This is a genomic window from Altererythrobacter rubellus (genome assembly GCF_030284385.1).
Taxonomy (GTDB): Bacteria; Pseudomonadota; Alphaproteobacteria; order Sphingomonadales; family Sphingomonadaceae; genus Erythrobacter; species Erythrobacter rubellus.
In genome coordinates, this window is record NZ_CP127221.1 from 1,078,445 (window position 1) to 1,103,201 (window position 24,757).

The following is a 24,757-nucleotide window of genomic DNA, read 5'->3' on the forward strand; positions in this document are numbered from 1 at the left end:
ACGAAACCCTAACGCACTGACTACGTCAAATATCCCGGATCAAATATCCTTGCCTTCAAAATCCGCTGCCGAGTGGCGTTCACGAAGTTGCTGGTTCTCTTCGCCCCAGGTTTTGTTGACGATGCGGCCACGCTTCACTGCGGGGCGTGCAGAAATTTCCTTCACCCAGCGGCCAACGTTTTTATACTCGTCGATCGAGAGGAAGGTCTTGGCATCGTTGTAGATATCGCCCGTGGTGAAAGGCGCGAGCCAAGGGAGGTTGGCCATGTCTGCGATGGTGTATTCGTCACCTGCCAGGAAGCGGCTTTCCGCCAGGCGCTTGTCCGCGACATCAAAGATGCGCTTTGTCTCCATCGCATAGCGATTGATCGGGTACTCATATTTCTCCGGCGCATAAGCATAGAAGTGTCCGAAGCCGCCGCCGATGAACGGGCCTGTGCCGACTTGCCATGCCACCCAACTCAGCGTTTCAGCGCGAGCGGCGGGATCGGTTGGCAGGAATTCGCCGAATTTCTCGGCCAGATGGATCAGGATTGCGGCCGATTCAAAAACGCGAAATGGCTTGTCACCGCTGCGATCTTCCATTGTTGGGATTTTCGAGTTGGGGTTGAGAGCCACGAACCCGCTCGTGAATTGTTCGCCCTGGCTGATGTTGACCGTGTAGGCATCGTATTCCGCGCCTTTGTGGCCCAACTCGAGCAATTCTTCCAGCATGATGGTGACTTTCACGCCGTTCGGCGTAGCGAGCGAGTAGAGCTGGAAGGGGTTATCGCCGACCGGCAAGTCCTTCTCTTCGCGCGCGCCGGAAGTGGGGCGGTTGATGCTGGCAAAGCGGCCGCCGCTTTCGGTATCTGCTGACCATACTTTGGGTGGGGTGTAGGTGGGATCGGCCATATTTCTTGGTGTCCTGTCTCTTGAAGCTCTCTCTGAACTCGAGAGTTGGGGCATCGACGCTACGAGTGCAAGGCGCATGTCCCCAAGCGTCCGTCGCCAATTGCTTTCCAGAGCAGTAGCGAAACTTGCCAAATGTATCACAAAAGGATACTAAATTCGATATGCATTTGGCTGGATACAAGATTCGCACCTGGCGTGACGCGTACAAGCCGCCGCTGTCAGCGGAGGAATTTGGCATTCGGTTTGGCGATCCCTGGCCAAGCAGGACTGTTTATGGCTGGGAATCCAAGGGGAAAGTTGCCCGTCCACCGGTCCAAAGACGCTTGGCCGATCTGGGCATATGTTCACCCGAAGACTGGCTTGAGCCAGCTCCCGAGCAGGATACTGACAATTCCCTAATGGTATCAAGAAATGATCAATCAGATCGGGATACTGGCGATCACCCCTTCTTCGACCTGCACCAGCACGGGATGGTTCGTGTCGCGACGAGTACGCCGAAAACGCGCACTGCGGACATTGATTACAACGTAGATGGAATTCTGGCCGAGGCCGAACGCGCGCACGAGGCGAGGGTCGATCTTGTCGTTTACCCAGAGCTTTGCGTGTCATCCTATGCAATCGATGATCTGCATTTGCAGTCCGCTTTGCTGGATGCAGCGGAAGCTGGTGTTGCTCGCATTGTCGCCGCGAGTGCCGACATTGATCCTGTGCTGCTGATCGGCGCGCCGCTGCGGCACAATGGACGTGTCTATAACTGTGCAGCGGTTGTCGCGCGCGGGCAATTGCTGGGCGTTGTGCCGAAAAGCTTCCTGCCCAACTATCGCGAATATTACGAGAAGCGGTGGTTTGCGCATGGGCGAGAGATCAGGGGGATGGAGATCGCCGTGGCGGGGCAGGCCGTGCCTTTCGGTGTTGACCTGATTTTTGCGGCATCGAACTTGTCCGGGTTCATGCTGCATGTCGAAATTTGCGAGGATTACTGGGCGCCAACGCCGCCATCGACGCAAGGGGCGCTGGCAGGTGCAACCGTGCTCGCTAACCTCTCTGCCAGCAACATCACCATCGGCAAGTCGGATGAGCGCCATCTGTTGGCAAGGGCGCAAAGTTCGCGCGCGGTCGCGGCCTATCTCTATTGCGCCAGCGGGTATGGCGAAAGCACCACGGATCTCGCGTGGGACGGGCAGGGGATGATCTACGAATTGGGCGACCTGTTGGCAGAAAGCGAACGTTTCAGCCTCAATGCAGAGCTGTGCATCGCGGATGTGGATTGCGAACGTATTCTTGCAGAGCGTGCACGGATGCAGACGTTCAACGACGCCGCTGAGGCGGCAGGGCGCCCAGAGGACAGTTTTCGCACAATCAGTTTCGCATTCGCGCCCAGCGATGGTGATCGCGGTCTGGTGCGCCCGGTCCGGCGGTTCCCCTTTGTGCCCAATCGCCAGCACAAACTTGATGAAGATTGCTACGAAGCTTTCAACATTCAGGTCGATGGCCTTATGCGGCGGTTGGAGGCGACCCATGCCAAGAGCATGGTGATCGGCATATCGGGTGGTCTTGATTCCACCCACGCGCTGATTGTTGCCGCTAAATGTTGTGATCGGCTGGGTCTGCCGCGCAGCTTTATCCGTGGCTACACCATGCCCGGATTTGCAACCTCTGATCACACCAAGTCGAACGCATGGAAGCTGATGAAGGCGCTGGGGATCACAGCGGAAGAGATCGATATCCGGCCGGCAGCGACGCGGATGCTCGAAGACATGCAGCACCCCTTCGCTGACGGGGAGCCGGTCCACGACGTGACGTTCGAGAATGTCCAAGCCGGGCTGCGCACCGATTACCTGTTCCGGTTGGCGGGGCACCATTCGGGCTTTGTGATCGGGACGGGCGATCTGTCAGAGCTCGCGCTTGGCTGGTGCACCTATGGCGTTGGCGACCAGATGAGCCATTACGCCGTCAATTCGGGCGTGCCGAAGACCTTGATCCAGTATCTGATACGATGGGCTGTCAGCACCGAGCAGTTCGATCCGACAACCGATGAAGTTTTGCTGTCTATCCTCGATACGGAGATTTCGCCTGAACTAGTGCCGCCGGGCGAGGGCGGTGAGATCCAGAGCACGGAAAGCATCATTGGCCCCTATGAACTGAATGACTTTTTCCTGCATCACACCATCCGCTGGGGGCAGCGGCCCAGCAAGATTGCCTTCCTTGCCTGGCATGCGTGGAAGGATGCCAAGGCTGGGCTGTGGCCGGCTGAATTTCCTGAAGCAAAGAAGAACGAATATGATCTGGCGACCATTCGCGAGTGGCTTGAGAAATTCATCAAGCGTTTCTTTGCGTTCAGCCAGTTCAAACGCAGCGCCATTCCCAACGGCCCCAAGGTGAGCGCGGGTGGCGCTCTTTCACCGCGTGGTGATTGGCGCGCGCCAAGCGATGCGGTGGCCGATGTCTGGCTGAAGGAATTGCGCGATAAAGTGCCGGAGAGCGAGAAGCTCCCCGACGCCCGATAACCCTAGTATGCGAGCCGAAGGGCCTTGGTCCTTTATCCGCGATCCAGACTGAAACGGCCCGGTCCAAACGCGGCGACCATGAACATGCCGCGTCATCAGGTTGCCGAAGATTTGCGTGAGGGCACGCTGGTCGAACTCGACCTGCCGGAGAAACCCGGTGCGCACTATACGCTGAGCGCGACCTGGCGGCGAGATGCGCGTCCAGGCCCGGCGACCAGCTGGGTGATCGATGCCATGCGCGATGCCTTGGCACAGTGTCCGGACTAGTTATGTGGCTTGATCGGGCCCGAAAAGGATCCGGTCGTCACCGGCCTTCCAGGGCACGAATTTCGGCATGATCGACTTGAACAGGTCCGAGGCGAGGTGCTGTTCCAGCCATTGCTGCAAATGCGGCAGGCCTTGTAAGTCAAACCAGTCGCGGTCGGTGTTGGCGAATTGCCGGACAAAGGGAAACAGCGCGATATCGGCTAGCGTACGCGTGTCGCCGCAGAGGTATTTCTGACCACCCAATCGTGTGTCGAGATCGGTCAGAATGGCCAAGCCGCCTGAACGGTGATCGTAACGGAAGGTTTCTTCATCGCCGTTCGCTTCATCGGGATAGCGCGTGGGATATTTGTAGCGGTCCAGGTGACGCTTGAACGGGCCGTCATTGCGCTCGATCAGCTCGCGATCATCTCCGGCAAGCCATCCTTCCGGGTCATTCTTGCCGAGTGCCCAGCGCATGATATCGATACTCTCTTCGAGCAGCGGGCCATCGGCTGATATCAGCACCGGCACTGTCGCTTTGGGCGAAATTTCACGCAGCGCTTGCGGTTTGGCGGAAAGCTTCACTTCGCGCAGGATCACGCTGATTCTGGCGCTCCACAGGGACATCCTTGCGCGCATCGCATAAGGGCACCGGCGAAAGGAATAGAGGACCGGGGGATGCTCAGTCATCGGCGGTTTCTTTTGCGTCTCGCTCCAGCCGCTTGCCGATATGTTCTTCACCCCGCTTGCGCGCCAGTTTCTGCTGCTTTTGCCGCTCGGCATAACGCGCGCGCTGTTCTTCATTGCGCGCGTCGATGCAATGCGGGCAGCTGACCCCCTCCGCATAAGCGGGTGAAGCCATTTCTTCGTCAGAAAGCGGCATGCGGCAGGCAAAGCATTGCCCGTAAGAGCCGAGCTCTAGCCCATGCTTTACCGACACACGTTGATCGAACACGAAGCATTCACCGTGCCATAGGCTTTCGTCCTGCGGCACGGTTTCGAGATATTTCAGGATGCCGCCTTTCAGGTGAAAGACATCGTCGATGCCTTCGCTGCGCAGGAAACTGGTCGATTTCTCGCAGCGGATCCCGCCGGTGCAGAACATCGCGACCTTCTTCTTGGCTTCCAGCAGCTCGTCGCGGTGTTCGCGAAACCATTGCGGAAAGTCGCGGAAGCTCGCGGTTTCCGGATCAACCGCACCTTCGAATGTGCCAATCGCGACTTCATAGTCATTGCGCGTATCGATCACGATAGTGTCGGGATCGCTGATCAGTTCGTTCCAGTCTTCGGGCGCGACATAGCGGCCAACGCTTTGGCGCGGGTCGATGTCGGGCTCTCCCATGGCCACGATCTCGCGCTTTAGACGCACTTTCATGCGGTTGAACGGCATGCTCTCGGCATGCGAAAACTTGACGTCCAGCTCTGCGCATCCGGGCATGGCGCGGATATGGCCAAGCACTTGTGCGATAGCGTTCTCGCTGCCAGCGATGGTACCGTTGATGCCTTCCTTGGCCAGCAACAGCGTGCCCATCGTGCCCACTTTCTCGCATTTGGCGAGCAGCGGCTCGCGCAAGGACGCGGTCTCCTCAAAACGCGTGAACTGGTATAGCGCGGCAACGGTGATGGGGGCATTCGCCACTGTGGTCAATCCAGCTTCATCACCCAGCCATGGGTGTCTTCCATTGCGCCGCGTTGAATCGCGACCAGCTTCTCGCGGAGCTTCATGGTCAGCTGACCGGGGCCGCCGCTGCCGATTGTGAACTCGCCATCATGGCTGGCAACCGTGCCGACAGGCGTCACCACAGCCGCGGTGCCGCAAGCCATAGTCTCCAGCAGTTTGCCGCTTTCCGCATCCGCGCGCCATTGATCGATGCTGTAGGGCTCTTCGCGCAGTTCCAGTCCCTCTTCGCGGATCAATTGGATCAGGCTGTCACGCGTTATACCGGGCAGGATTGTTCCCGTTAGCGGCGGTGTCACCACGCTGCCATCATCGAACACGTAGAACAGGTTCATGCCGCCCAGTTCTTCGATCCATTTGCGCTCGACCGCATCGAGAAACACAACCTGATCGCAGCCTTGCTCGATCGCTTCGGCTTGGGGCACGAGTGATGCAGCGTAATTGCCGCCGGTCTTGGCCGCGCCAGTGCCGCCGGGGGCCGCGCGAACATAATCCTGGCTGACCCAGATTTTCACCGGGGCAGGGCCGCGTTTAAAGTAACTGCCGGACGGGCTGATAATCACAACGAATTTGTATTGTTTGGCCGGGCGCACACCAAGGAAAGCTTCGGATGCGAACATGAAGGGGCGCAGATAAAACGAGCCGCCTTCGACTGGCGGGAACCAGCTCTTGTCCTGCTCCACCAGCTTGCGGATGCTCTCAAGGAACAGTTTCTCTGGCAGTTCGGGCATCGCCATACGCCGCGCTGAGGCATTAAAACGCCGCGCGTTTTCTTCGGGCCGGAACAGGGCCATGGTGCCGCCGTCCAGTTTATAGGCCTTCATGCCTTCGAAGATTTCCTGCGCGTAGTGCAGCACGCTGGCCGCCGGATCGAGCGGGATCGGCTTGCGGGGCCCGAGCGCCGCGGAAAACCAGCCGCCTTTCGCTTCGTCATAATCGATCACTACCATGTGGTCGGAAAAACACTTTCCAAAGCCAGGGTCAGCGATTGCCGCGAGGCGTTCTGCTTCGGGCGTTGGCGAAGGGTGGGTGATGTAGTCGAACAACATGGGAGTTGCGAATAGTGAGATGGAGGAACGAGGGCAAGATATGAAAAGGGCGGTCACCGCCGGTCGGGGTGAACCGCCCTTTCATGGTCAGCGGCGGCAAGCGCCGCTCACGAAGTCTCTATAGGTTCCGAACTTACCTATAGTACCTCATGCGGAAACTTGCCGACCTCTCTACTGAACCATGAGACATCGGATCACCTCCTTTCGCGCTTGTAAGCCAAGACCCAGACCGCATCACCGGGGGCCGAGAGCCGCGTTCGCCGCTGGCCTCAGGTGTCAATCTGATTCATGTGAATCACGAAAACAAGACTTGAATTTTAGTTTTCCCACGTCAGAATAGTTCGCCTTCGCCAAGAGCGCTCTGCTTAAGAGTATTTACCTACAATCCTCGATTACGCGGGTCACTTCGGCCCATGCCGGAAGATAGAGCGGCTCCATGCCCTCGACTTCGACGGCGAAGCGCCCTTTGGTAATGGCCATTGCATCAAGGAGGCGGTTGTTTGCTGCCAGCTCAACCGCGATCAGGCCGGTCATTGGAACCGGCTGTGCGGTAAACAGCTGGTCTTGTGTCTCTGTTCTTACACGCATCAAGACATCGCCCACCTGTTCCGAGGAACGAGCGAGCCAAACTTGGCGCGTTGGTCTATCGCAGCGGATCATGAAATGTCGGTTATCCGGCATGGCGCGATCACCAAAATAGGCAAAGGCCTCACCCGGTTCGGAAACATAGACCCAAGTGCCGGGCGTTTGTGGCTGGTCGTTCCAGCTGCCATCATCTGCCATCTCGATTTGAACCAGAGGCGTTTCATTTTCCTGCTGCTGAGCGCAGGCGGTGCTTGATCCGATCGTAAAGGTCGCCGCTAGCCCTGCGGCCATTTGCAAATAGATGTGTTTCATGTGCGCATATTGCGCGCTAGTGGCTGTTTCGTCCATGACCAAGATAACGCTATGAGCAAAAAACAACGGATCGATCAAATGCTTGTCGAGCGCGGGCTCGCGGAGAGCCGCGCGCGCGCTCAAGCACTGGTGATGGCGGGGCTTGTCTTCAGCGGGGACACCAAAATCGTCAAGCCCGGTCAGCAGTTGGCCCAAGACGTGCCGCTTGAGGTGCGCGGACGCGATCACCCATGGGTCAGTCGGGGCGGGATCAAGCTTGCCCACGCGATCGAACACTTCGGGCTTGATCCATCGGGCGCGGTCGCAATGGATATCGGCAGTTCAACCGGCGGCTTCACCGACGTGCTGCTGCAGGGCGGGGCAGCGCATGTCTTTGCAGTCGATAGCGGCACTAACCAGCTCGCATGGAAGCTGCGCCAGGATGAGCGCGTGACCGTGCTGGAGCAGACCAGCGCGCGCATTCTGACACCAGACATGATCGACCGTCCAAGCAATTGGGTGGTGTGCGATGCGAGTTTTATCGGACTTGCCAAAGTGCTTGAGCGGCCTTTGGAGCTGGCGGCACCGAAATGTCAGCTGGTTGCGCTAATCAAGCCGCAGTTTGAAGTCGGTCGCGAGGAAGTAGGCAAGAAAGGCGTGGTCAGCGATCCCGCCTTGCACGCGCGCGTATGCGATGAAGTGCGCGATTGGCTGGAAAGCGGTGGTTGGAATGTCGAAGGTATTGTTGAAAGCCCGATCACTGGCCCGCAAGGCAATGTGGAGTTCCTAGTTTCCGCGACGCGCACTTAGCGGTCTATTCCAAATCCAGACTGCTGATTTTCGCATCCAGATCGATCGGGATCTGTGAGAGCACTTCGACGCCGCTTTGTTTCTCATAAGCCTTATCGCCATGCTCGACGACAAGTTCGGCATGGCGGAGATCGCGCTGGCGCAGAAGCTCCGCAATTTCTTCGCGGTAAAGCGCGACCATGGCCGTCACGAAGCGATTGACGAGATCGTCCTCCTTCGTCTGGTCGACATTGAAGTCGGGCAGATGCTCGATCATCACATCGGCCGGAAAGAGAAACTCGTTCGTGACAAAGCGGTTTACGGTGAACCAGGCACGCGGGATGCCTATGGTATCGATCGACAGCCCTACCAAATGCGTAACATGCGCTTTGCAATCTTCGCCCTGCGGCGGCCAGACCGTGGGCTCAAAACCCTTTGGCAGCTGAGTGCGGTGCAGGAACAGGTGAAAATGTCCGTGTTCGCCTTCATCTCGCGATCCCGGCGCGTGTACATGGTAGTACCAGCGCGACTTGGTTTTGGCATCGCGCGCATCGCCTTTCGGGTAATGTGTCCAGAAGTTGCTCTCGCCACCCTCTGGTAGCACGCGCAGCATCAGCGGGCGCTGTTCTTGCGCCATCTGCGTAACGGTTTCGATGACGGTGTAGGCGGCGTCTGTGGCGTTCATACTCGCTTGCCTAGAAAACGAAACGGCCGACGGCAACACAGTCACCGTCGGCCGAATTGTCTGTTTTGAACAGCTAGAGCTTATTCAGCTGCTGCTTCTTCTTCAGCAGCGGCACAGCAACCTTCAGCTGCACAGCAGCCTTCTTCAGCAGCTGCACAGCAACCTTCAGCTGCAGCTTCTTCAACAGCTGCTTCTTCAGCAGGAGCTTCTTCAGCTGGAGCCGAACATGCAGCAGTAGCTACAGCGAGGCCGCCTGCAACTGCCAGCATCGATGCCAGATTCTTTCTCATTACCAAATTCCCCTTGTGGGTTGGGCGCCCCAAATGACGACCCCACGCCGCTATGCGCCCAATCGCACGACGCGGAAACAGGGAGCTTAGCAGAAGATTTCCTTTTCGCTCAAATTCTTTTTCCACTTCTTTTATGAGACACGCCGTTGAGGTTTTTTTGACCTTTTCTCTGTTTGAGACAGCATTTGGCGTGCAATTGCCCAAAGTGTATCGCGTGGCAGGACGCAAGATGGGCGATTCGCCCTACCTTTTGCCGGGAGATCACATGAACGTCATTGCCTCACGCAGCCAATTGCGCGCCAGCTTCTTTCGCTGGGCGCTTTTCACTGTGCCATTGATTGTTCTGTTGGGCTTTGTCGCTGGCCAGTTAGGCAGTCCGAATACCTTGTGGTTTCAAAGCCTGGTCAAGCCAGACATTTTTCCGCCACCCGCGGCTTTCGGTATCGTCTGGTCGATCCTTTATGTGATGATCGGTATCGCATTGGCGCTGGTTTGCAGCTCTTGGGGAGCACGCGGGCGCGGGGTCGCGATTGGAATTTTCGCAGTGCATTTCCTGTTCAATCTCGCGTGGACGCCGGTTTTCTTCGGAAATCAGAACATCGAAGGCGGGCTTATAGTCATCGCAATCGTGCTGCTGACGCTGCTGGCTGTCATTGTTGCATTCTGGAAGGTGCGCAAATTGGCGGCCTTGCTGCTGCTGCCCTATCTCGCATGGGTTGGCTTTGCGACCTTGCTCAACTACGAATTCCTCGAAGCAAATCCTGACGGTGGGCAATCGATCCCGAGCAACGCAACCCAGCGCATCCAGTTGTAGGAATTTCTTGCCTTTTGCGGCCTCCGACCCCATTTCCCGGACGATGCAAAGCAAGAATCCGATGATCGCCGATTTTGTAAAGATGGCAAACAGTGCTGCGGGCACATTTGCCGGCATGACCCGTGAAGCGCGCGAGAGCGCACGCGAACGCTTGAAAGAAAGCATGGCGGGCATGGATTTCGTCTCTCGTGAAGAGTTCGAAACGGTCAAGATGATGACTCAGAAGGCGCGCGAAGAGAATGAAGCGCTGAGAGCGCGGTTGGAAGAGCTGGAAGCGAAGCTCGCTTCCAAGTAATGACTGCGCGCGATGAACCTGCGCGCGCCAGCCATTCTTGTAGCCTCCCGTAGCCACGGCGAAACCGCCAGTATTGCGCGGCTTCTCACAGAAGATTTCGGCCTGGTCGCCGCCTATATCGCGGGCGGACGAGGCCGGCATTTGCGACCTGTTATGATCCCGGGCAATCGGGTCGAGATCGACCTGCGCGCCAAATCGGACAGCCAGCTACCTTTTGCAAAGATTGAACTAACGGAAAGTCGCGGGCCATGGATGACCGAGCCGTTGCCCGCTGCTGCAATCACATGGGCTTGTGCTTTGACAGCAACTGCGTTGCCTGAACGAAATGCCTATTCCGCTCTGTTCGGCGCGCTTGATGCGTTGTTGAGTGCGGTGTGTCAGGCCCCTTCGGCGCGGGGCTGGCTGCCCGCGATGATCGGATATGAAACGCTGCTATTGCGCGAGCTAGGTTATGGCGGCGCGCGTCCGGATGTGGACACTGATCTGTCAGCATTGGTAGCTGCGTTTGACCGGCTCGAACAACCTCTTGCGCGCTACCTGCTTGCAGACAAGCGCGGCGATGTTATGGCATCGCGAAAGCTATTGAGGGAGCGGCTTGGCCGCATGCTGACACAATGAAGATTGCAGTTCTGCCAGGTGACGGGATCGGCCCCGAAGTAACGCACGAAGCCTTGCGGGTGCTGGATGCGTTGAGACTGCCTGGGCTCACACTGTTCGAAGGCGATGTGGGCGCGGCGGGATACCGCGACCATGGCCATCCTTTGCCGCCCGAGACACTACAAATGGCCCGCGAGGCGGATGCCATCCTGTTCGGTGCGGTGGGTGATCCGTCATGCGACGATCTAGAGCGGCATTTGCGCCCCGAGCAAGCGGTGCTGGGTCTACGTAAGGAATTGCAACTGTTCGCGAATCTGCGCCCTGCGACAATGTTTTCCGGGCTGGAAGAACTGAGCGGACTAAGGCCCGAGATTGCGCGGCAAATCGACTTGTTGATCGTGCGTGAACTGACGGGTGATGTCTATTTTGGCGACAAAGGAACGCGCACGACTGATAGTGGCGAGCGAGAGGGGTGGGACATGATGTCCTATTCCGAAAGTGAAGTGCGCCGCATTGCCCACACCGCTTTTCGCGCGGCGCAAACACGCCAAAATCGCTTAACCAGCGTGGACAAGGCGAATGTGCTCGAGACGAGCCAGCTTTGGCGTGATGTCGTGATCGAAGTCGCCGTCGAGTATCCGGACGTTGCGCTTGAGCACATGTATGTCGACAACGCCGCGATGCAATTGGTGAAGGCGCCAGGCGCGTTCGACGTGGTTCTGACCGGTAATCTGTTCGGCGATATTCTGTCCGATCTGGCGAGCATGTGCGTTGGCTCGATTGGTCTGCTGGCGAGTGCTTCACTGGGTGACCGGCAAACCGCGCATGGCACATTTGGCCTTTATGAGCCGATCCACGGCAGTGCGCCCGATATCGCGGGGCAGGGCAAGGCCAACCCCATGGCCACAATCCTGTCCGCGGCCATGATGCTGCGCCATTCATTTGGTTTGGAAGATGAGGCGAAACGTATCGAGGACGCCGTCGCGCGCGCCTTGAAGAACGGCATTCGCGGCGGCGATCTGGGTGGAGACATGGGCTGCGAAGCGATTGGAAAGGCGGTCTGCGAACGGCTGTGATATGGCGGGCGAGGGGCGATCACTCGAACTGGCGATCATTCTGCCGACGCTCAATGAACGGGGCAATCTGGGGCCGCTGGCAAAAGCTGCCGGCACAAGCGATCGGATGCTCATCTGCCACTTCGGAAATAAAGAGCGGCTGATCAGTGAGTTGCTGAAATTCATCGCAGATGCATATTCACAAGCGCTTGACCGGGCGCTGTCCGGCACCTGGCCGAAATCACGGCAGGAACTGCTTGATCGAATCACCTCCTTTACCGGTGGGTCGGAGATGGAGCCATTCCTGGCGCTCTGGTGGGACATCGTGGCCGGCTCCGCTCGCAATGTGCCGGGCTATAGGCACGCTGCGCAAAGTGTGATGTCCCACTTGCTTGAATGGTTGATCAGGCAGATGCCGGAAGGGTATCCGGATCCAGAAGGCGGAGGGCAATTCTTGCTGACATTGATCGAAGGCGCTCAGATGCTTTCGACAGCTGGCCATGCCAAGGTGGGGCGAGACGGGATTGCGGCGGCTCGCTTGTGATATCTCCGCAACAAGAGCTTGAAATAACGCTTTATCGCTGAATTGGGGCAGTTTGCCCGTACCCGTTAAGATTGACATTCAAGCAGTTTTCGCCGATTACTACTGAGAATTTACAGTAATTTGGAAGTCCAAGGGGAATAACTTTATGTTGAAGAAAATTGGTCTTGCTGCTGGTGCCGTTGCACTGGTTGGCGCGCCTATCGCTCTGCAAGCTAGCGAGCGCGTGATTGCTCCTGTTGAAGGTGAGCAAGAGCTTGGCGGCGGTTCAAACGGTTTGATAGCAGCTATTGCAGGTGCAATTCTGGTCGGTTTCATCGTTATCACTGCTTCTGATGATGATGAGCCAGTCAGCCCATAAGCTGCTTGCACAAAAATCGAATTTGAAGAGCGGGGCCCGGTGCCCCGCTTTTTTATTGCCTGATGGTGACGTGAGCGACTAACCCCGCAAGGCAATGAAGAAAACAACAGGCATGGACCGCGCGACTACGCGCAATTGGCGCGCCGCGACACAGGCTGTGCGTGGTGGAACCTGGCGCAGCGAGCACGGAGAGACCAGCGAAGCGCTGTTCCTCACATCCGGTTACACCTATGATGACGCGCAGACCGTGGCAGACCGGTTTGCAGGTGATGCGCAAGGCATGACCTATTCGCGTTTGCAGAACCCGACCGTTGCGATGCTGGAAGAACGCATTGCTCTGCTCGAAAGTGCTGAAGCCTGCCGCGCGCAGGCGAGCGGTATGGCTGCGATGACTGCGGCGCTCTTGTGTCAACTCTCTGCTGGCGATCACTGCGTTGCCGCGCGGGCTGCATTCGGATCGTGTCGCTGGCTCGTCGATCACCTGCTCCCACGATTCGGGATCGAAACAACAGTGATCGACAGCGCAGATGATGCGCAATGGGAAGCGGCGATCCGCCCCAACACAAAGGTCTTCTTCTTCGAAACGCCGGCCAATCCGACGCTTGACGTTGTGAACCTGCAGCATGTTTGCGATGTCGCTCGTGCGCACAACATCATTACGGTTGTAGACAACGCTTTCGCCACCAGCGCGCTGCAACGCCCAATGGATTTCGGTGCGGATGTTGTGGCCTATTCGGCAACAAAGCTGATGGACGGACAAGGCCGTGTATTGGCTGGCGCGATCTGCGGTAGTGAGCAGTGGATCAATGAAGTCTTGCTTCCCTTCCAGCGCAACACGGGGCCAAACATCTCGCCCTTCAATGCATGGGTTGTTCTGAAAGGACTCGAGACGCTGGAACTGCGCGCCATGCGGCAGAGCCAAAATGCGGTGGAGCTCGGCGGATTCCTGGAACCGCGCATCGATACAGCTGGTGGACGCATGCTGCATCCCGGTCTCGCGAGTCATCCTCGCTATGAGCTTGCCAGGCGCCAGATGCGATCAACCGGACCGATTTTTGCATTCGATGTTGGCACGCGTGAGCGGGCATTCGCGATCCTCGATGCGCTACAACTGATTGATATCTCAAATAATATTGGTGATGCTCGATCGCTGATGTGCCATCCGGCTTCAACCACTCATGCAGGCATGGAAGCCGATGACCGCGCTGCAATGGGCGTGACCGAAGGGTTGTTGCGTATCAATGTCGGGCTGGAGGATATCGATGATCTGAAAGAGGATCTCGACCAAGCTCTTCAGGCAGCAGGCATCTAGGAGAAAGTTGCATGTCCAAACGCGTTGAACTGGTTTTCGATTTCGTCAGCCCCAATGCCTATTTGATCTGGTGGCCGCTGCGCGATCTGGTGCGGCGAACAGGGGCAGAGCTGGATGTGATCCCGGTGTTTCTTGGCGGCATGCACAAACTGACCGGCAATGCACCTCCGATGATCCGTGACGCTGATGTGAAAGGCAAAGTCGAGTATTCCATGCTGGAGATGCATCGCTTCATCGCCAAGCACAATTTGACCAAATACAAGCTGCATCCGCAATTTCCGTTCAACTCGATCACGCTTCAACGCATGCTGTTCGCCGCTGACCAAGATGGGCGCGGGGTTCAGTTCGCAGAGGCAATGCTGCCTGCGATCTGGGAAGAAGGCGTGGATGTGCTTGATCCCGCGAGCCTGGGTGCGGCGGTGACTGCGGCCGGGTTTGATGCGAAGGACCTTTACGAGCGCAGCCAAACAGACGAGGTCAAGCAGGGGCTTGCCGCCAATACCGATAATGTGGTGGCGCGCGGCGCATTTGGCATCCCGACTATGTTCGTTGGACCCAAGGGCGCAGGCGAAATGTTCTTCGGTAAAGAGCGGCTCGATCAAATCGAAGACGAATTGAATAAGTAAGCCTGACCATAGCCAACATCAGGGCTGTGCTGGCAAGCCATTGATCCATGTGGCCAGATTTTCGCCAATTGTGTGCGGATGGTCTTCCTGCAAATAGTGCGTGCCGCCATCCAAATCGACCGTGGTAAGGTTTGGAGCACGTGCCACCACGGCTGGCTTTGCTGCAGGAGGCATCAAGGCACCCGGATCGGCGAATAAGAAAGGCTTTCGGAATACGCGAGAACCGAAGGCCAGACTTTGGCTCTGGAAGCAATCGATGTCATTTAGATTATGTTGATCATCTATAGTGTCAATCCACGCATCTGCGACGCCGAGTTTCACTCAGCTCCAGGCGCAATCGGAAATTTTGCGGATTTTGGTAGATCAGCGTGGAATAATCGTGGATCGGCTCTTGAGGCCTTCGCCTTAATCGCTACCTTCAGTTTGTCATGAAAGAGCTGTTCCAACATGCTGCAATCACCGACGGGATTACCGTGCGGGTGGCGGTCAACTTTCTTCCCGAGCAATCACAGCCCGATGCGGGCAAGTGGTTCTGGGTTTATCATATCCGCTTGGAGAATGGCTCTCACGAGGCGGTTCAATTGCGCACCCGCCATTGGCGCATTACCGACTCGCGCGGCATGGTGAACCATGTCGATGGTGAGGGTGTGGTAGGGGAGCAGCCCTTACTTAAACCCGGCGAAAGTCACGATTATGTGTCGGGCTGCCCGCTGACAACGCCGCATGGCTCAATGGAGGGCTTTTATGTCTTCCATCGCGAAGATGGAACGCCGCTAGAAGTACTTATTCCGTTCTTCCCGCTTGCGGCGCCCGAAACCGCCGAACGCTAAGCGGTGCTTGCGGTCCTGCTTGGACCACCCTAAATCGCCCACACTATGAAGCGGACTCACCTGCCTTTAAATGCCTTGCGCGTGTATGACGCGGCTGCACGGCATCTGTCGTTCACACGCGCAGCAGACGAGCTCGCGGTAACCCCTGCTGCCGTGGGGCAGCAAATCCGGGCGTTGGAAGATCATTTGGGCGTGGTCCTTTTTCGCCGCACCAGCAAGGGGCTAGAGTTGACGGGCGAGGGTTCTGCTGGGCTCGACGCGTTGCGCGAAGGTTTTCTGAAGTTTGAAGAAAGCGTGCAGGCAATGCAGGCCGGACAAGCGTCCGATCGCTACACTATTGCTGTACCTAGAGAGTTCTATGCGCAATGGCTTGGCGTGAAGTTGGCCGAGTTCAAAGCCGAGAATCCCCATATTCAGTTTCATATCGTCGCTGACGAGAACGCGGATTTCACCGAAGCGAATCTGGACCTTGCGGTGCGTCTTGTAGACGGACCTGGAGATCTGGAGGGCGCACAATTGGCAGAGGCGCGGCGTGTTGTTGTGGCTGCGCCCAATTCTCAAGATAGCTGGATCAGCTGGCCAGGTGCCCCTTTGCCGGATGGCGCCAAGCCCTGCGTTACCACCGGGAATCCCGGCCAAGCGCTAAGCTCAGCTATCTCAGGCCTTGGCAAGGCCATATTGCCTTACCCTCTCGTGGAAGAAGCAGTAGCTGCCGGGAAGCTTGAGATTCTCGAAGGTCCTGACGAGGGCCGCCGCGCCTATTGGCTGGTCGCACCGCTGCCGCAATGGCGCCAAAAGAAAGTGAAGGCGCTGGTCGCGCATCTGACCGCAAAGTGACCGCTTCACTGCCAACACCCACATTGGAAACCACGCGATTCACAATGCGCAAGCTTGTGCGCAACGACACTCAGGCTCTCTTCCCGACCCTATCTGATCCCGAACAATGCAAATTCATGCTGAGCGCTGCGTTCGAGACGGAGGAGAAGCTTGGCGATTGGCTATGTGATCCCGATTGGAATGGCCGCAGTTGGAGCGCGATCGAGCGTTCGACAGGAGAGCTGGTGGCGCGGATTGTCGCTGTGCCGTGTGAGCATGAAACAGCCGAGCTGGGCTACATCACCGTTAAGCACCGCCAAGGGGAAGGCATAGCATTTGAGTGCACGCAGCGCTTGCTGAAGCAGCTGTACGAAGTGGAAAATCACCATCGAGTTTTCGCTGTTACGGATCCGCGTAATTTGAGCTCAAACCGGTTGATCGAGAAGCTCGGCTTCCGTCGCGAAGCGCATTTTGTTGAAAATATCAAAACGCATATCGGGTGGTGCGACGAATACTATTGGGGCATGCTCAAAAGCGAATGGCTCAAGCGCAATCGATAGCGCTAGGAAGGCATTGATAGCGAAACGCGGTCAGTAACCGGGTCATATTCTACCGCAACACCCGCTCCGCGAAGCTCATGATACGGTATGAATCCGCTTCCGATTTCAAGCGCGCTGACGATCCGTCTTGGAAGGGCTTGCGCGCGCGGCGCTGTTCGGGCTTGACGACCTGGCCGACGAGGCTGATGCCTTGCGCAGGCGTTTGAACTCACGGCTGGAGCTGGATGTTTCGGGCATGCATGAGGGTGATTGGCTCGACAGTTTCCGGCTGGACCCGCGAGCGTTGAACGAGGGTGTTTACGCCCTGGAGTTATCAGTCGAGTAGGCCATTCTTTTCCTACAGGATGGAACAATGTCCTGAGAGGAGAAGGAATTTGCATATTGAGTCTAAAGGATCCAACTCCCCTTGACCCCCACACTCTCCCCCGCTAAAAGCGCACGGTCTATCGGTGAGGTGACTCGTCGACAAACATAATTATTGAGCTGAACATTGGCGGTCTCGCTGCTCCTCATATGGAGTGACAACCGGCAAAGTAATCCGGCGGCTTTGGCCAAAGGGTGGAGCGTTTTCAGTCTCGTGGTACTCGCCAACCCGCTGAACCAGCGGCGCTTGCGACTTTCCACGGCACTGCATCCCCTTCATCTTCTGATCGAACTGTCAAATTGTTTCGACCTCGCGCCTGGGCTTGTGGCTATATGCCGCGCTCCCATCAGCAAAAGTGGGAACCGGTTGGAACCTCATCATGTAAAAGTGGTCACCACTTTTACGCCCGGATGAGGTGACAGAAACAATCCGCCCGCCCGGATGGGGCGCGCAACGAGTAACGAAGGGTACATATGCCTACTATCAACCAGCTGGTCCGCAAGGGCCGCACCCCGCAGAAGGCCAAGTCAAAGGTCCCTGCGATGGAGCAGAACCCGCAGAAGCGCGGTGTTTGCACCCGCGTCTATACCACGACGCCGAAGAAGCCGAACTCCGCTCTGCGTAAGGTTGCCAAGGTGCGCCTGACCAACCAGCGTGAAGTCATCAGCTACATCCCGGGCGAAGGCCACAACCTGCAAGAGCACAGTGTTGTCCTGATCCGTGGTGGCCGTGTGCGCGACCTTCCCGGTGTGCGTTACCACGTGCTGCGCGGCGTGCTCGACACGCAGGGTGTTAAGGACCGTAAGCAGAGCCGTTCGAAATACGGCGCGAAGCGGCCGAAGTAATTTAGGCGCGGCGACGGTCTTCTCCCGCGACGGTCCACCCCCAGGGATATTTCCCGGGTGGAAGGGCGGGGGAGAGGGCCGGTGCCGCAAGGGGCGGGCGGATGCCTGACCCGCACTCCGAAGGAGTTTAGAGAAAATGTCACGTCGTCGTAGACCCGAAAAGCGGGTTATCCTTCCAGATCCCAAGTTTGGTGATCAGGTTTTGTCGAAGTTCATGAACAACCTCATGCTGGACGGTAAGAAGTCCACTGCAGAGCGTATCGTTTATGGCGCACTGGAAACCGTTGAAACCAAGGCGAAAGCCGATCCGGTTCAGCTATTCCACGAAGCGCTCAACAACGTCGCTCCGCAGGTCGAAGTGCGTAGCCGCCGTGTTGGTGGTGCAACGTATCAGGTTCCGGTTGAAGTGCGCCCCGAGCGCGCTCAGGCTCTCGCGATCCGCTGGTTGATCGGTGCGGCTCGCGGCCGTGCGGAAACCACTATGGCAGCGCGCCTGTCGGGTGAGCTGATGGATGCTGCGAACAACCGCGGCAATGCTGTCAAAAAACGTGAAGATACGCACCGTATGGCTGATGCCAACCGCGCGTTCTCGCATTACCGCTGGTAACACTAGTTCAAGGGGTTGAGCCCCTGATGGAGAATTGAAAATGGCACGCGAGTATCCGCTAGAGCGTTACCGCAATATCGGCATCATGGCCCACATCGATGCTGGTAAAACCACGACTACCGAACGTATCCTTTACTACACCGGCAAGTCTTACAAGATCGGCGAAGTGCATGATGGCGCTGCGACGATGGACTGGATGGAGCAGGAGCAGGAGCGCGGCATCACGATCACGTCTGCTGCGACGACTACGTTCTGGACCGCCGAAGATGCGACCATGGATCCGATGTCGGACCCGGAAGCGCTGCGCGCAAACATGCCGAAGCACCGCATCAACATCATCGACACACCAGGCCACGTTGACTTCACGATTGAAGTTGAACGTTCGCTGCGGGTGCTCGACGGTGCAGTGGCTGTGTTTGACGGTGTTGCCGGCGTTGAGCCGCAATCCGAAACCGTATGGCGTCAGGCTGACAAATACGGCGTTCCGCGGATGTGTTTCATCAACAAGCTCGACCGTACCGGCGCAGACTTTTATTACTGCGTACAGTCGATCATCGATCGTCTGGGTGCGAACCCGCTGGTGCTTTACCTGCCGATCGGCGCGGAAAGCGATCTCAAGGGTGTCGTAGACCTCGTCAACATGCGCGGCATCGTATGGCAGGCCGAAGATCTGGGCGCGAAGTACGAATTCGTCGAAATTCCTGCCGATCTTGCTGACAAGGCTGCTGAGTATCGCGAAAAGCTCGTTGAAACTGCGGTCGAGCAGGACGATGACGTGATGGAAGCTTACCTTGAGGGTAACGAGCCTGACGCGGCAACGCTGAAGCGCCTTATCCGCAAGGGCACTATGGACCGTGCATTCGTTCCGGTTCTGTGTGGTTCGGCGTTCAAGAACAAGGGCGTACAGCCGCTGCTCGACGCAGTGGTTGACTACATGCCTTCGCCGCTCGATGTTCCTGCGATCAAGGGCGTTCTGCCTGACAGCGATGTCGAAGAATCACGTCCGTCGGATGACAACGCGCCATTCTCGGCACTGGCGTTCAAGATCATGAACGATCCATTCGTTGGCTCGCTGACCTTCACCCGCATCTATTCCGGCAAGCTCTCCAAGGGCACAGTCCTCAACAGTGTTAAGGACAAGAAGGAAAAGATCGGCCGTATGCTGCTGATGCACTCCAACAATCGCGAAGATATCGAGGAAGCGTTTGCAGGCGACATCGTGGCGCTTGCCGGCATGAAGGACACCACAACCGGTGACACGCTGTGCGATTCATCCAAGCCGATCATTCTTGAGCGGATGGAGTTCCCGGAACCGGTGATCGAACTGTCGGTGGAACCGAAGACGAAGGCTGACCAGGAAAAGATGGGCGTAGCGCTCAACCGTCTGGCTGCTGAAGATCCAAGCTTCCGCGTGACGACTGACCACGAAAGCGGTCAGACGATCATCAAGGGCATGGGCGAACTTCACCTCGACATTCTTGTTGACCGCATGAAGCGCGAATTCAAGGTTGAGGCCAACGTTGGTGCACCGCAGGTGGCCTATCGTGAATCGCTCGGCCGTGAAGTCGAAGTTGACTACACTCACAAGAAACAGTCGGGTGGTTCCGGTCAGTTCGGTCGTGCCAAGGTTGTCGTCACCCCGGGTGAACGCGGCCAGGGCATCCTGTTCGAAGACGAGATCAAGGGCGGTAACATCCCGCGCGAATATATCCCGGCTCTTGAGAAGGGTATGCGCGAGCAAGCTGAAAGTGGTCACCTGGTCGGCTTCCCGATCATCGACTTCACGATCCGCCTGACCGATGGTGCTTACCACGATGTCGACTCTTCGGCGATCGCGTTCGAAATCTGCGGACGCGGTGCAATGCGCGAAGTGGCCAGCAAGGCCGGTATCAAGCTGCTTGAGCCGGTCATGAAGGTTGAAGTCGTGACACCGGAAGACTACCTCGGGGATGTAATCGGCGACTTGAACAGCCGCCGTGGTCAGATCCAGGGAACCGACACTCGCGGCAACGCGCAGGCGGTTGAAGCATTCGTTCCGCTGGCCAACATGTTCGGTTACGTCAACGAGCTGCGTTCGTTCACACAGGGCCGCGCCCAGTACACGATGCAGTTCAGCCACTATGACGAAGTTCCGGCAAGTGTTGCACAGGAAGTCAAGGAGAAGCTTGCGTAAGCGAGCGACACAGTCTAGGGGCGGCGCCTGATTCAGCGGGTGCCGCCTTCTCCCGCAGAAATTCAATTTTAGCAGAGGTTATTTGAGAAATGGCTAAGGAAAAATTTGAGCGCAATAAGCCGCACTGCAACATCGGCACCATCGGCCACGTTGACCACGGCAAAACCACGCTGACAGCGGCAATCACCAAGGTGATGGCTGAATCTTACGGCGGTGCAGCAGTCGATTTCGCAAACATCGACAAAGCCCCCGAAGAGCGCGAGCGCGGCATCACTATCTCGACCGCACACGTCGAATACGAAACCGAAGCTCGTCACTACGCACACGTCGACTGCCCAGGTCACGCTGACTATGTTAAGAACATGATCACCGGTGCTGCGCAGATGGACGGCGCGATCCTGGTTGTGAACGCAGCTGACGGCCCGATGCCGCAAACGCGTGAGCACATCCTGCTTGCTCGTCAGGTCGGCGTGCCAGCTCTGGTTGTATACATGAACAAGGTTGACCAGGTTGACGACGAGGAAATCCTCGAACTCGTCGAATTGGAGATTCGCGAATTGCTGAGCGCGTACGACTTTGACGGCGACAATATCGCAATCGTCAAGGGTTCGGCTCTGGCGGCTCTCGAAGGTCGTGACGACGAAATCGGCAAGAACTCGATCCTCGAGCTGATGAAGGCCGTTGACGAGCACATCCCGCAGCCCGACCGTCCGGTTGATCAGGACTTCCTGATGCCGATCGAAGACGTGTTCTCGATCTCTGGTCGTGGTACGGTTGTTACCGGCCGCGTTGAGACCGGCGTTGTGAACGTTGGCGACGAAGTTGAAATCGTTGGTATCAAGGACACCACGAAGACGACTGTTACCGGCGTTGAAATGTTCCGTAAGCTGCTTGATCGCGGTGAAGCTGGCGACAACATCGGTGCGCTGATCCGCGGCGTTGGCCGTGAAGAAGTTGAGCGTGGCCAGGTTCTGGCGAAGCCAGGTTCTGTGAACCCGCACACCGAGTTCTCTGCAGAAGTTTACGTTCTGTCGAAAGACGAGGGTGGCCGTCACACGCCGTTCTTCGCGAACTACCGTCCGCAGTTCTACTTCCGTACAACTGACGTGACCGGCGAAGTGATCCTTCCTGAAGGCACTGAAATGGTCATGCCTGGCGATAACGTATCGATCAACGTCAAGCTGATCGCACCGATCGCTATGGACGAAGGTCTGCGTTTCGCTATCCGCGAAGGTGGCCGCACTGTTGGTTCAGGCGTTGTAGCCAAGATCACCAAGTAAGCCGCTGCTCCATTAAAGGAGCTTAGCAAATTCGGGGGCTGGATCGCGAAAGTGATCCGGCCCCTAATTTATGAAAGGCCCTTTTCACCGCACCTGCGGGGAACAGGGTTGATCGGCAGGCATATTTTTAGGGCATTCGGGGTTGCCAGAATCCTGTGCTCCCGATATAGGCCCGCCAACTCCAACGGAGATTCGTTTCCGTTGTAACGAAAATTGTAGAGGTCGCCTGCGGAAGGAAGCGGAAGCAGGGCGGGCCTTTTTTGTTTTGAGAGGTGGAAACACCTCTTTGGCTCTTTCGCATTGGTATAGGTAATGGAAGCACAAAATATCCGTATTCGCCTTAAGGCGTTCGACCACCGCGTTCTTGACCAGGCAACTGGCGAGATTGCAGAAACAGCACGTCGTACGGGTGCTCTTATTCGTGGCCCCATTCCCATGCCGACGCGTATCGAGAAGTTCACCGTGAACCGTGGCCCGCACGTCGACAAGAAGTCGCGCGAGCAGTTCGAGGTGCGCACTTACAAGCGGTTGCTCGACATCGTGCAGCCGAACGCACAGACGGTCGACGCGCTGATGAAGCTCGATCTGGCCGCTGGCGTAAACGTAGAGATCAAACTGGCTTAAGCCATCTGATCCGGGTCCGTCGGTAGGGACCTTAAACCCACCGAGAAATTCGGGGCTCCAACGGCCCCGCTGATCTGCCCAGACTGATGGGCGTATCAGCAAGACATTGGGATACCGCCGGACATGTCCGGGTCTGCGTCCCCCGTCTAGCTTCCCGAGCCAACCGGCATGGGTGGCACTCAGCCCGGACGGGGCGATGCACAACAATTTGGGCTGACAAGCACCTCGGGATGGGCCCGTTGTGCCTCTGTGTTAGGAGTTTTGACGATGCGCACAGGCGTGATCGCAAAGAAAGTCGGGATGACCCGCCTGTTCCAGGAGGACGGACGTCACGTACCTGTGACTGTTCTGTCTTTGGAAGACTGTCAGGTTGTCTCACACCGCACCGCAGAAACGGACGGCTATTTTGCTGTTCAGCTGGGTGCAGGTGAAGCGAAACAGAAAAATGTAGCCAAGCCGCAGCGCGAGCACTTCGCGAAGGCCCAAGTCGGTCTGAAGAAGCGCGTTGCCGAGTTCCGCGTTGAGAGCGAAGACGGTCTTGTACCGGTCGGCGCCACAATCAGCGCAGAGCATTTTGTGGCTGGCCAAAAGGTCGACATCACCGGGCATACCCAGGGTAAGGGTTTTGCTGGCGCCATGAAGCGCTGGGGCTTCGGTGGTCTTCGTGCAACGCACGGTGTCTCGCTCTCTCACCGTTCGCACGGTTCGACGGGTAACCGTCAGGATCCGGGCCGCGTGTTCAAGGGCAAGAAGATGGCTGGTCACATGGGTGACCGTCAGCGGACGCAGCAGAACCTCGAAGTGGTTCGCACCGACGCTGATCGTGGTCTCATCTTCGTGAAGGGTTCGGTCCCTGGTTCGAAGAATGGCTGGTTGCTGGTCCGTGACGCTGTGAAGCTGGCTCTGCCAGACGATCTTCCGTTCCCGGGCGCTATCATCGACACGAATGCACCGGCTCCGGAAGCAGAAGCTCCGGCAGTTGAAGAGCAACAGGTTGATGCAGTGGCAGCAGAAGAAGCAGCGGCTCCGGCTGAGGCTCCAGCGGTAGCACCTGCTGAAACTCCGGCAGCTGTAGGCGATGCGCCTTCCAGCGACGAAAATAAGGAGGGCTAAGCCATGAAGGTGAAGGTCCAGAAAATCGACGGCAAGGCAGCTGGCGACGTAGAACTGAATAAGGATGTGTTCGGTGTAGAGCCGCGCGCAGACATTCTGCACCGCGTGGTCACCTGGCAGCTGGAAAACCGCCGTGCCACCGCACGTCCGACGCGTGAGCGTTCAGACATTGCACGCACTGGCAAGAAGTTTGGCCCGCAAAAAGGTTCAGGTGGTGCACGTCACGGTGACCGCGGCGCGCCTATCTTCATCGGTGGTGGTAAAGCGCACGGTGCTCGCAAGCGTGATTTCGATCAGTCGCTGAACAAGAAGATCCGTTCGCTTGGCCTGAAAATGGCTCTGTCGAGCAAGGCGAAAGACGGCCTGGTGGTTGTTGACAGCCTTTCGCTCAAGGATGCCAAGACCAAGGTGCTTAAAGGTCACTTCGACAAGGCTGGCTGGAACGGCAAGGTCCTCGTGATCGACGGCGAAAGCGTAGACGAAGGCTTCAAGAAAGCCGCAGGCAACCTGCCGGGTGTCAACGTGATGCCGGCGATGGGTGCGAACGTCTATGACATTCTCAACCACGACACGCTTGTCCTGACCAAGGAAGCGGTCGAAAAGCTGGAGGCGCGCTTCAATGGCTAAAAAGCAAGAAATCGATGCGCGTCACTATGACGTGATCCTGGCTCCGCACATCACCGAGAAGTCCACGATGGCTTCCGAGAACAACGCTGTTGTTTTCAAGGTTTCGGGCGATGCGACGAAGCCACAGATCAAAGAGGCGGTTGAAGCGATCTACGACAAGAAAGTCGTGAACGTGAACACCATCAACGTCAAAGGCAAGACCAAGCGCTGGAAGGGTAAACCTTACAAGCGCAATGACGTGAAAAAAGCGATCGTCACCCTCGCCGAGGGTGAAATGATCGATATCACTAGCGGTATCTGAGG

At 57.3% G+C, this 24,757-nt stretch carries 31 protein-coding genes; 23 read left to right on the plus strand and 8 right to left on the minus strand.

Annotated elements, in window-relative coordinates; translation table 11 throughout:
* Nucleotides 1–39: 39 nt before the first annotated feature.
* A complete protein-coding gene (gene yghU, locus QQX03_RS05390) occupies nt 40–894 on the minus strand; it encodes a glutathione-dependent disulfide-bond oxidoreductase (protein ID WP_285976839.1) in 855 nt (284 codons plus the stop codon).
* A gap of 398 nt (nt 895–1,292) precedes the next feature.
* On the opposite strand from yghU, the gene QQX03_RS05395 reads away from it, so the two are divergent.
* Together QQX03_RS05395 and QQX03_RS05400 are read left to right on the plus strand one after the other, a co-directional pair.
* Complete coding sequence (locus tag QQX03_RS05395) at nt 1,293–3,401, plus strand: NAD(+) synthase (RefSeq protein WP_285976965.1); 2,109 nt, start codon at nt 1,293–1,295, stop codon at nt 3,399–3,401.
* An 84-nt stretch (nt 3,402–3,485) separates the two neighbouring features.
* The gene (locus tag QQX03_RS05400; protein WP_349665854.1) at nt 3,486–3,668 is read left to right on the plus strand and encodes a LysR substrate-binding domain-containing protein; all 183 of its coding nucleotides are present in this window, start codon (nt 3,486–3,488) and stop codon (nt 3,666–3,668) included.
* Here the strand turns inward: QQX03_RS05400 and QQX03_RS05405 are convergent, their stop codons facing one another.
* The 4 genes from QQX03_RS05405 to QQX03_RS05420 all read right to left on the minus strand — a co-directional run bounded on the left by QQX03_RS05405 (nt 3,669) and on the right by QQX03_RS05420 (nt 7,307).
* Entirely contained in the window at nt 3,669–4,337 is a 669-nt protein-coding gene (locus QQX03_RS05405) for a glutathione S-transferase (protein ID WP_285976840.1), read from the minus strand. It lies immediately after the preceding gene.
* Nucleotides 4,330–5,286, minus strand: coding sequence for an oxygen-dependent tRNA uridine(34) hydroxylase TrhO (gene trhO, locus QQX03_RS05410; protein WP_432762838.1), 957 nt, complete (start codon nt 5,284–5,286; stop codon nt 4,330–4,332). Before trhO ends, QQX03_RS05405 begins: the two co-directional genes overlap by 8 nt.
* 5 nt (nt 5,287–5,291) lie before the next feature.
* Nucleotides 5,292–6,374 carry a branched-chain amino acid aminotransferase gene (locus tag QQX03_RS05415; RefSeq protein WP_285976842.1) on the minus strand — a complete coding sequence of 361 codons (1,083 nt, stop codon included), beginning with the start codon at nt 6,372–6,374 and terminating at the stop codon, nt 5,292–5,294.
* Nucleotides 6,375–6,749: 375 nt separating this feature from the next.
* Entirely contained in the window at nt 6,750–7,307 is a 558-nt protein-coding gene (locus QQX03_RS05420) for a hypothetical protein (protein ID WP_285976843.1), read from the minus strand.
* Between the two features lie 15 nt (nt 7,308–7,322).
* On the opposite strand from QQX03_RS05420, the gene QQX03_RS05425 reads away from it, so the two are divergent.
* The gene (locus QQX03_RS05425; RefSeq protein ID WP_285976844.1) at nt 7,323–8,060 is read left to right on the plus strand and encodes a TlyA family RNA methyltransferase; all 738 of its coding nucleotides are present in this window, start codon (nt 7,323–7,325) and stop codon (nt 8,058–8,060) included.
* Nucleotides 8,061–8,064: 4 nt separating this feature from the next.
* Here QQX03_RS05425 and QQX03_RS05430 read toward each other — a convergent pair whose 3' ends face one another.
* Together QQX03_RS05430 and QQX03_RS05435 are read right to left on the minus strand one after the other, a co-directional pair.
* Entirely contained in the window at nt 8,065–8,724 is a 660-nt protein-coding gene (locus QQX03_RS05430) for a DUF6969 family protein (protein WP_285976845.1), read from the minus strand.
* Nucleotides 8,725–8,804: 80 nt separating this feature from the next.
* Entirely contained in the window at nt 8,805–9,014 is a 210-nt protein-coding gene (locus tag QQX03_RS05435; RefSeq protein ID WP_285976846.1) for a hypothetical protein, read from the minus strand.
* Nucleotides 9,015–9,147: 133 nt separating this feature from the next.
* Between QQX03_RS05435 and QQX03_RS05440 the strand changes: the two genes are divergently transcribed.
* The 8 genes from QQX03_RS05440 (at nt 9,148) to QQX03_RS05475 (ending at nt 14,615) form a co-directional block, all read left to right on the plus strand.
* Entirely contained in the window at nt 9,148–9,828 is a 681-nt protein-coding gene (locus tag QQX03_RS05440; RefSeq protein ID WP_349665855.1) for a TspO/MBR family protein, read from the plus strand.
* Nucleotides 9,829–9,871: 43 nt separating this feature from the next.
* Nucleotides 9,872–10,123 (plus strand): accessory factor UbiK family protein, encoded by a 252-nt coding sequence (locus QQX03_RS05445; protein WP_285976847.1) that lies wholly within the window; start codon nt 9,872–9,874, stop codon nt 10,121–10,123.
* 12 nt (nt 10,124–10,135) lie between these two features.
* Nucleotides 10,136–10,741 (plus strand): DNA repair protein RecO, encoded by a 606-nt coding sequence (gene recO, locus QQX03_RS05450; protein WP_285976848.1) that lies wholly within the window; start codon nt 10,136–10,138, stop codon nt 10,739–10,741.
* Nucleotides 10,738–11,796 carry a 3-isopropylmalate dehydrogenase gene (gene leuB, locus QQX03_RS05455; RefSeq protein WP_285976849.1) on the plus strand — a complete coding sequence of 353 codons (1,059 nt, stop codon included), beginning with the start codon at nt 10,738–10,740 and terminating at the stop codon, nt 11,794–11,796. Before recO ends, leuB begins: the two co-directional genes overlap by 4 nt.
* A 1-nt stretch (nt 11,797) precedes the next feature.
* Entirely contained in the window at nt 11,798–12,319 is a 522-nt protein-coding gene (locus tag QQX03_RS05460; protein WP_285976850.1) for a TetR/AcrR family transcriptional regulator, read from the plus strand.
* Between the two features lie 145 nt (nt 12,320–12,464).
* A complete protein-coding gene (locus QQX03_RS05465) occupies nt 12,465–12,677 on the plus strand; it encodes a hypothetical protein (RefSeq protein WP_285976851.1) in 213 nt (70 codons plus the stop codon).
* A gap of 94 nt (nt 12,678–12,771) precedes the next feature.
* Entirely contained in the window at nt 12,772–13,989 is a 1,218-nt protein-coding gene (locus QQX03_RS05470) for a trans-sulfuration enzyme family protein (RefSeq protein ID WP_285976852.1), read from the plus strand.
* A gap of 11 nt (nt 13,990–14,000) precedes the next feature.
* On the plus strand, nt 14,001–14,615 hold the full coding sequence (locus QQX03_RS05475) for a 2-hydroxychromene-2-carboxylate isomerase (RefSeq protein ID WP_285976853.1): 615 nt from the start codon (nt 14,001–14,003) through the stop codon (nt 14,613–14,615).
* Between the two features lie 18 nt (nt 14,616–14,633).
* Here the strand turns inward: QQX03_RS05475 and QQX03_RS05480 are convergent, their stop codons facing one another.
* Nucleotides 14,634–14,789, minus strand: coding sequence for a hypothetical protein (locus tag QQX03_RS05480; protein ID WP_285976854.1), 156 nt, complete (start codon nt 14,787–14,789; stop codon nt 14,634–14,636).
* A 254-nt stretch (nt 14,790–15,043) separates the two neighbouring features.
* On the opposite strand from QQX03_RS05480, the gene apaG reads away from it, so the two are divergent.
* The 12 genes from apaG to QQX03_RS05540 all read left to right on the plus strand — a co-directional run bounded on the left by apaG (nt 15,044) and on the right by QQX03_RS05540 (nt 24,755).
* Nucleotides 15,044–15,445, plus strand: a complete 402-nt coding sequence (gene apaG / locus QQX03_RS05485; protein ID WP_285976855.1) for a Co2+/Mg2+ efflux protein ApaG — start codon at nt 15,044–15,046, stop codon at nt 15,443–15,445.
* Between the two features lie 45 nt (nt 15,446–15,490).
* A complete protein-coding gene (locus tag QQX03_RS05490; protein ID WP_285976856.1) occupies nt 15,491–16,282 on the plus strand; it encodes a LysR family transcriptional regulator in 792 nt (263 codons plus the stop codon).
* 44 nt (nt 16,283–16,326) lie between these two features.
* Nucleotides 16,327–16,821, plus strand: coding sequence for a GNAT family N-acetyltransferase (locus tag QQX03_RS05495; RefSeq protein WP_285976857.1), 495 nt, complete (start codon nt 16,327–16,329; stop codon nt 16,819–16,821).
* Between the two features lie 127 nt (nt 16,822–16,948).
* The gene (locus tag QQX03_RS05500) at nt 16,949–17,146 is read left to right on the plus strand and encodes a hypothetical protein (RefSeq protein WP_285976858.1); all 198 of its coding nucleotides are present in this window, start codon (nt 16,949–16,951) and stop codon (nt 17,144–17,146) included.
* A gap of 512 nt (nt 17,147–17,658) precedes the next feature.
* Entirely contained in the window at nt 17,659–18,030 is a 372-nt protein-coding gene (rpsL, locus tag QQX03_RS05505) for a 30S ribosomal protein S12 (protein ID WP_007164630.1), read from the plus strand.
* 136 nt (nt 18,031–18,166) lie between these two features.
* Nucleotides 18,167–18,637 (plus strand): 30S ribosomal protein S7, encoded by a 471-nt coding sequence (rpsG, locus tag QQX03_RS05510; protein ID WP_285976859.1) that lies wholly within the window; start codon nt 18,167–18,169, stop codon nt 18,635–18,637.
* A 40-nt stretch (nt 18,638–18,677) separates the two neighbouring features.
* Complete coding sequence (gene fusA, locus QQX03_RS05515) at nt 18,678–20,810, plus strand: elongation factor G (RefSeq protein WP_285976860.1); 2,133 nt, start codon at nt 18,678–18,680, stop codon at nt 20,808–20,810.
* 89 nt (nt 20,811–20,899) lie between these two features.
* Entirely contained in the window at nt 20,900–22,090 is a 1,191-nt protein-coding gene (gene tuf / locus QQX03_RS05520) for an elongation factor Tu (protein WP_285976861.1), read from the plus strand.
* 312 nt (nt 22,091–22,402) lie between these two features.
* Nucleotides 22,403–22,714 (plus strand): 30S ribosomal protein S10, encoded by a 312-nt coding sequence (gene rpsJ, locus QQX03_RS05525; protein ID WP_285976862.1) that lies wholly within the window; start codon nt 22,403–22,405, stop codon nt 22,712–22,714.
* Between the two features lie 267 nt (nt 22,715–22,981).
* Nucleotides 22,982–23,827, plus strand: a complete 846-nt coding sequence (gene rplC, locus QQX03_RS05530; RefSeq protein ID WP_285976863.1) for a 50S ribosomal protein L3 — start codon at nt 22,982–22,984, stop codon at nt 23,825–23,827.
* Between the two features lie 3 nt (nt 23,828–23,830).
* Nucleotides 23,831–24,454 carry a 50S ribosomal protein L4 gene (gene rplD, locus QQX03_RS05535; protein WP_285976864.1) on the plus strand — a complete coding sequence of 208 codons (624 nt, stop codon included), beginning with the start codon at nt 23,831–23,833 and terminating at the stop codon, nt 24,452–24,454.
* On the plus strand, nt 24,447–24,755 hold the full coding sequence (locus QQX03_RS05540) for a 50S ribosomal protein L23 (RefSeq protein ID WP_285976865.1): 309 nt from the start codon (nt 24,447–24,449) through the stop codon (nt 24,753–24,755). Before rplD ends, QQX03_RS05540 begins: the two co-directional genes overlap by 8 nt.
* Nucleotides 24,756–24,757 lie beyond the last annotated feature (2 nt).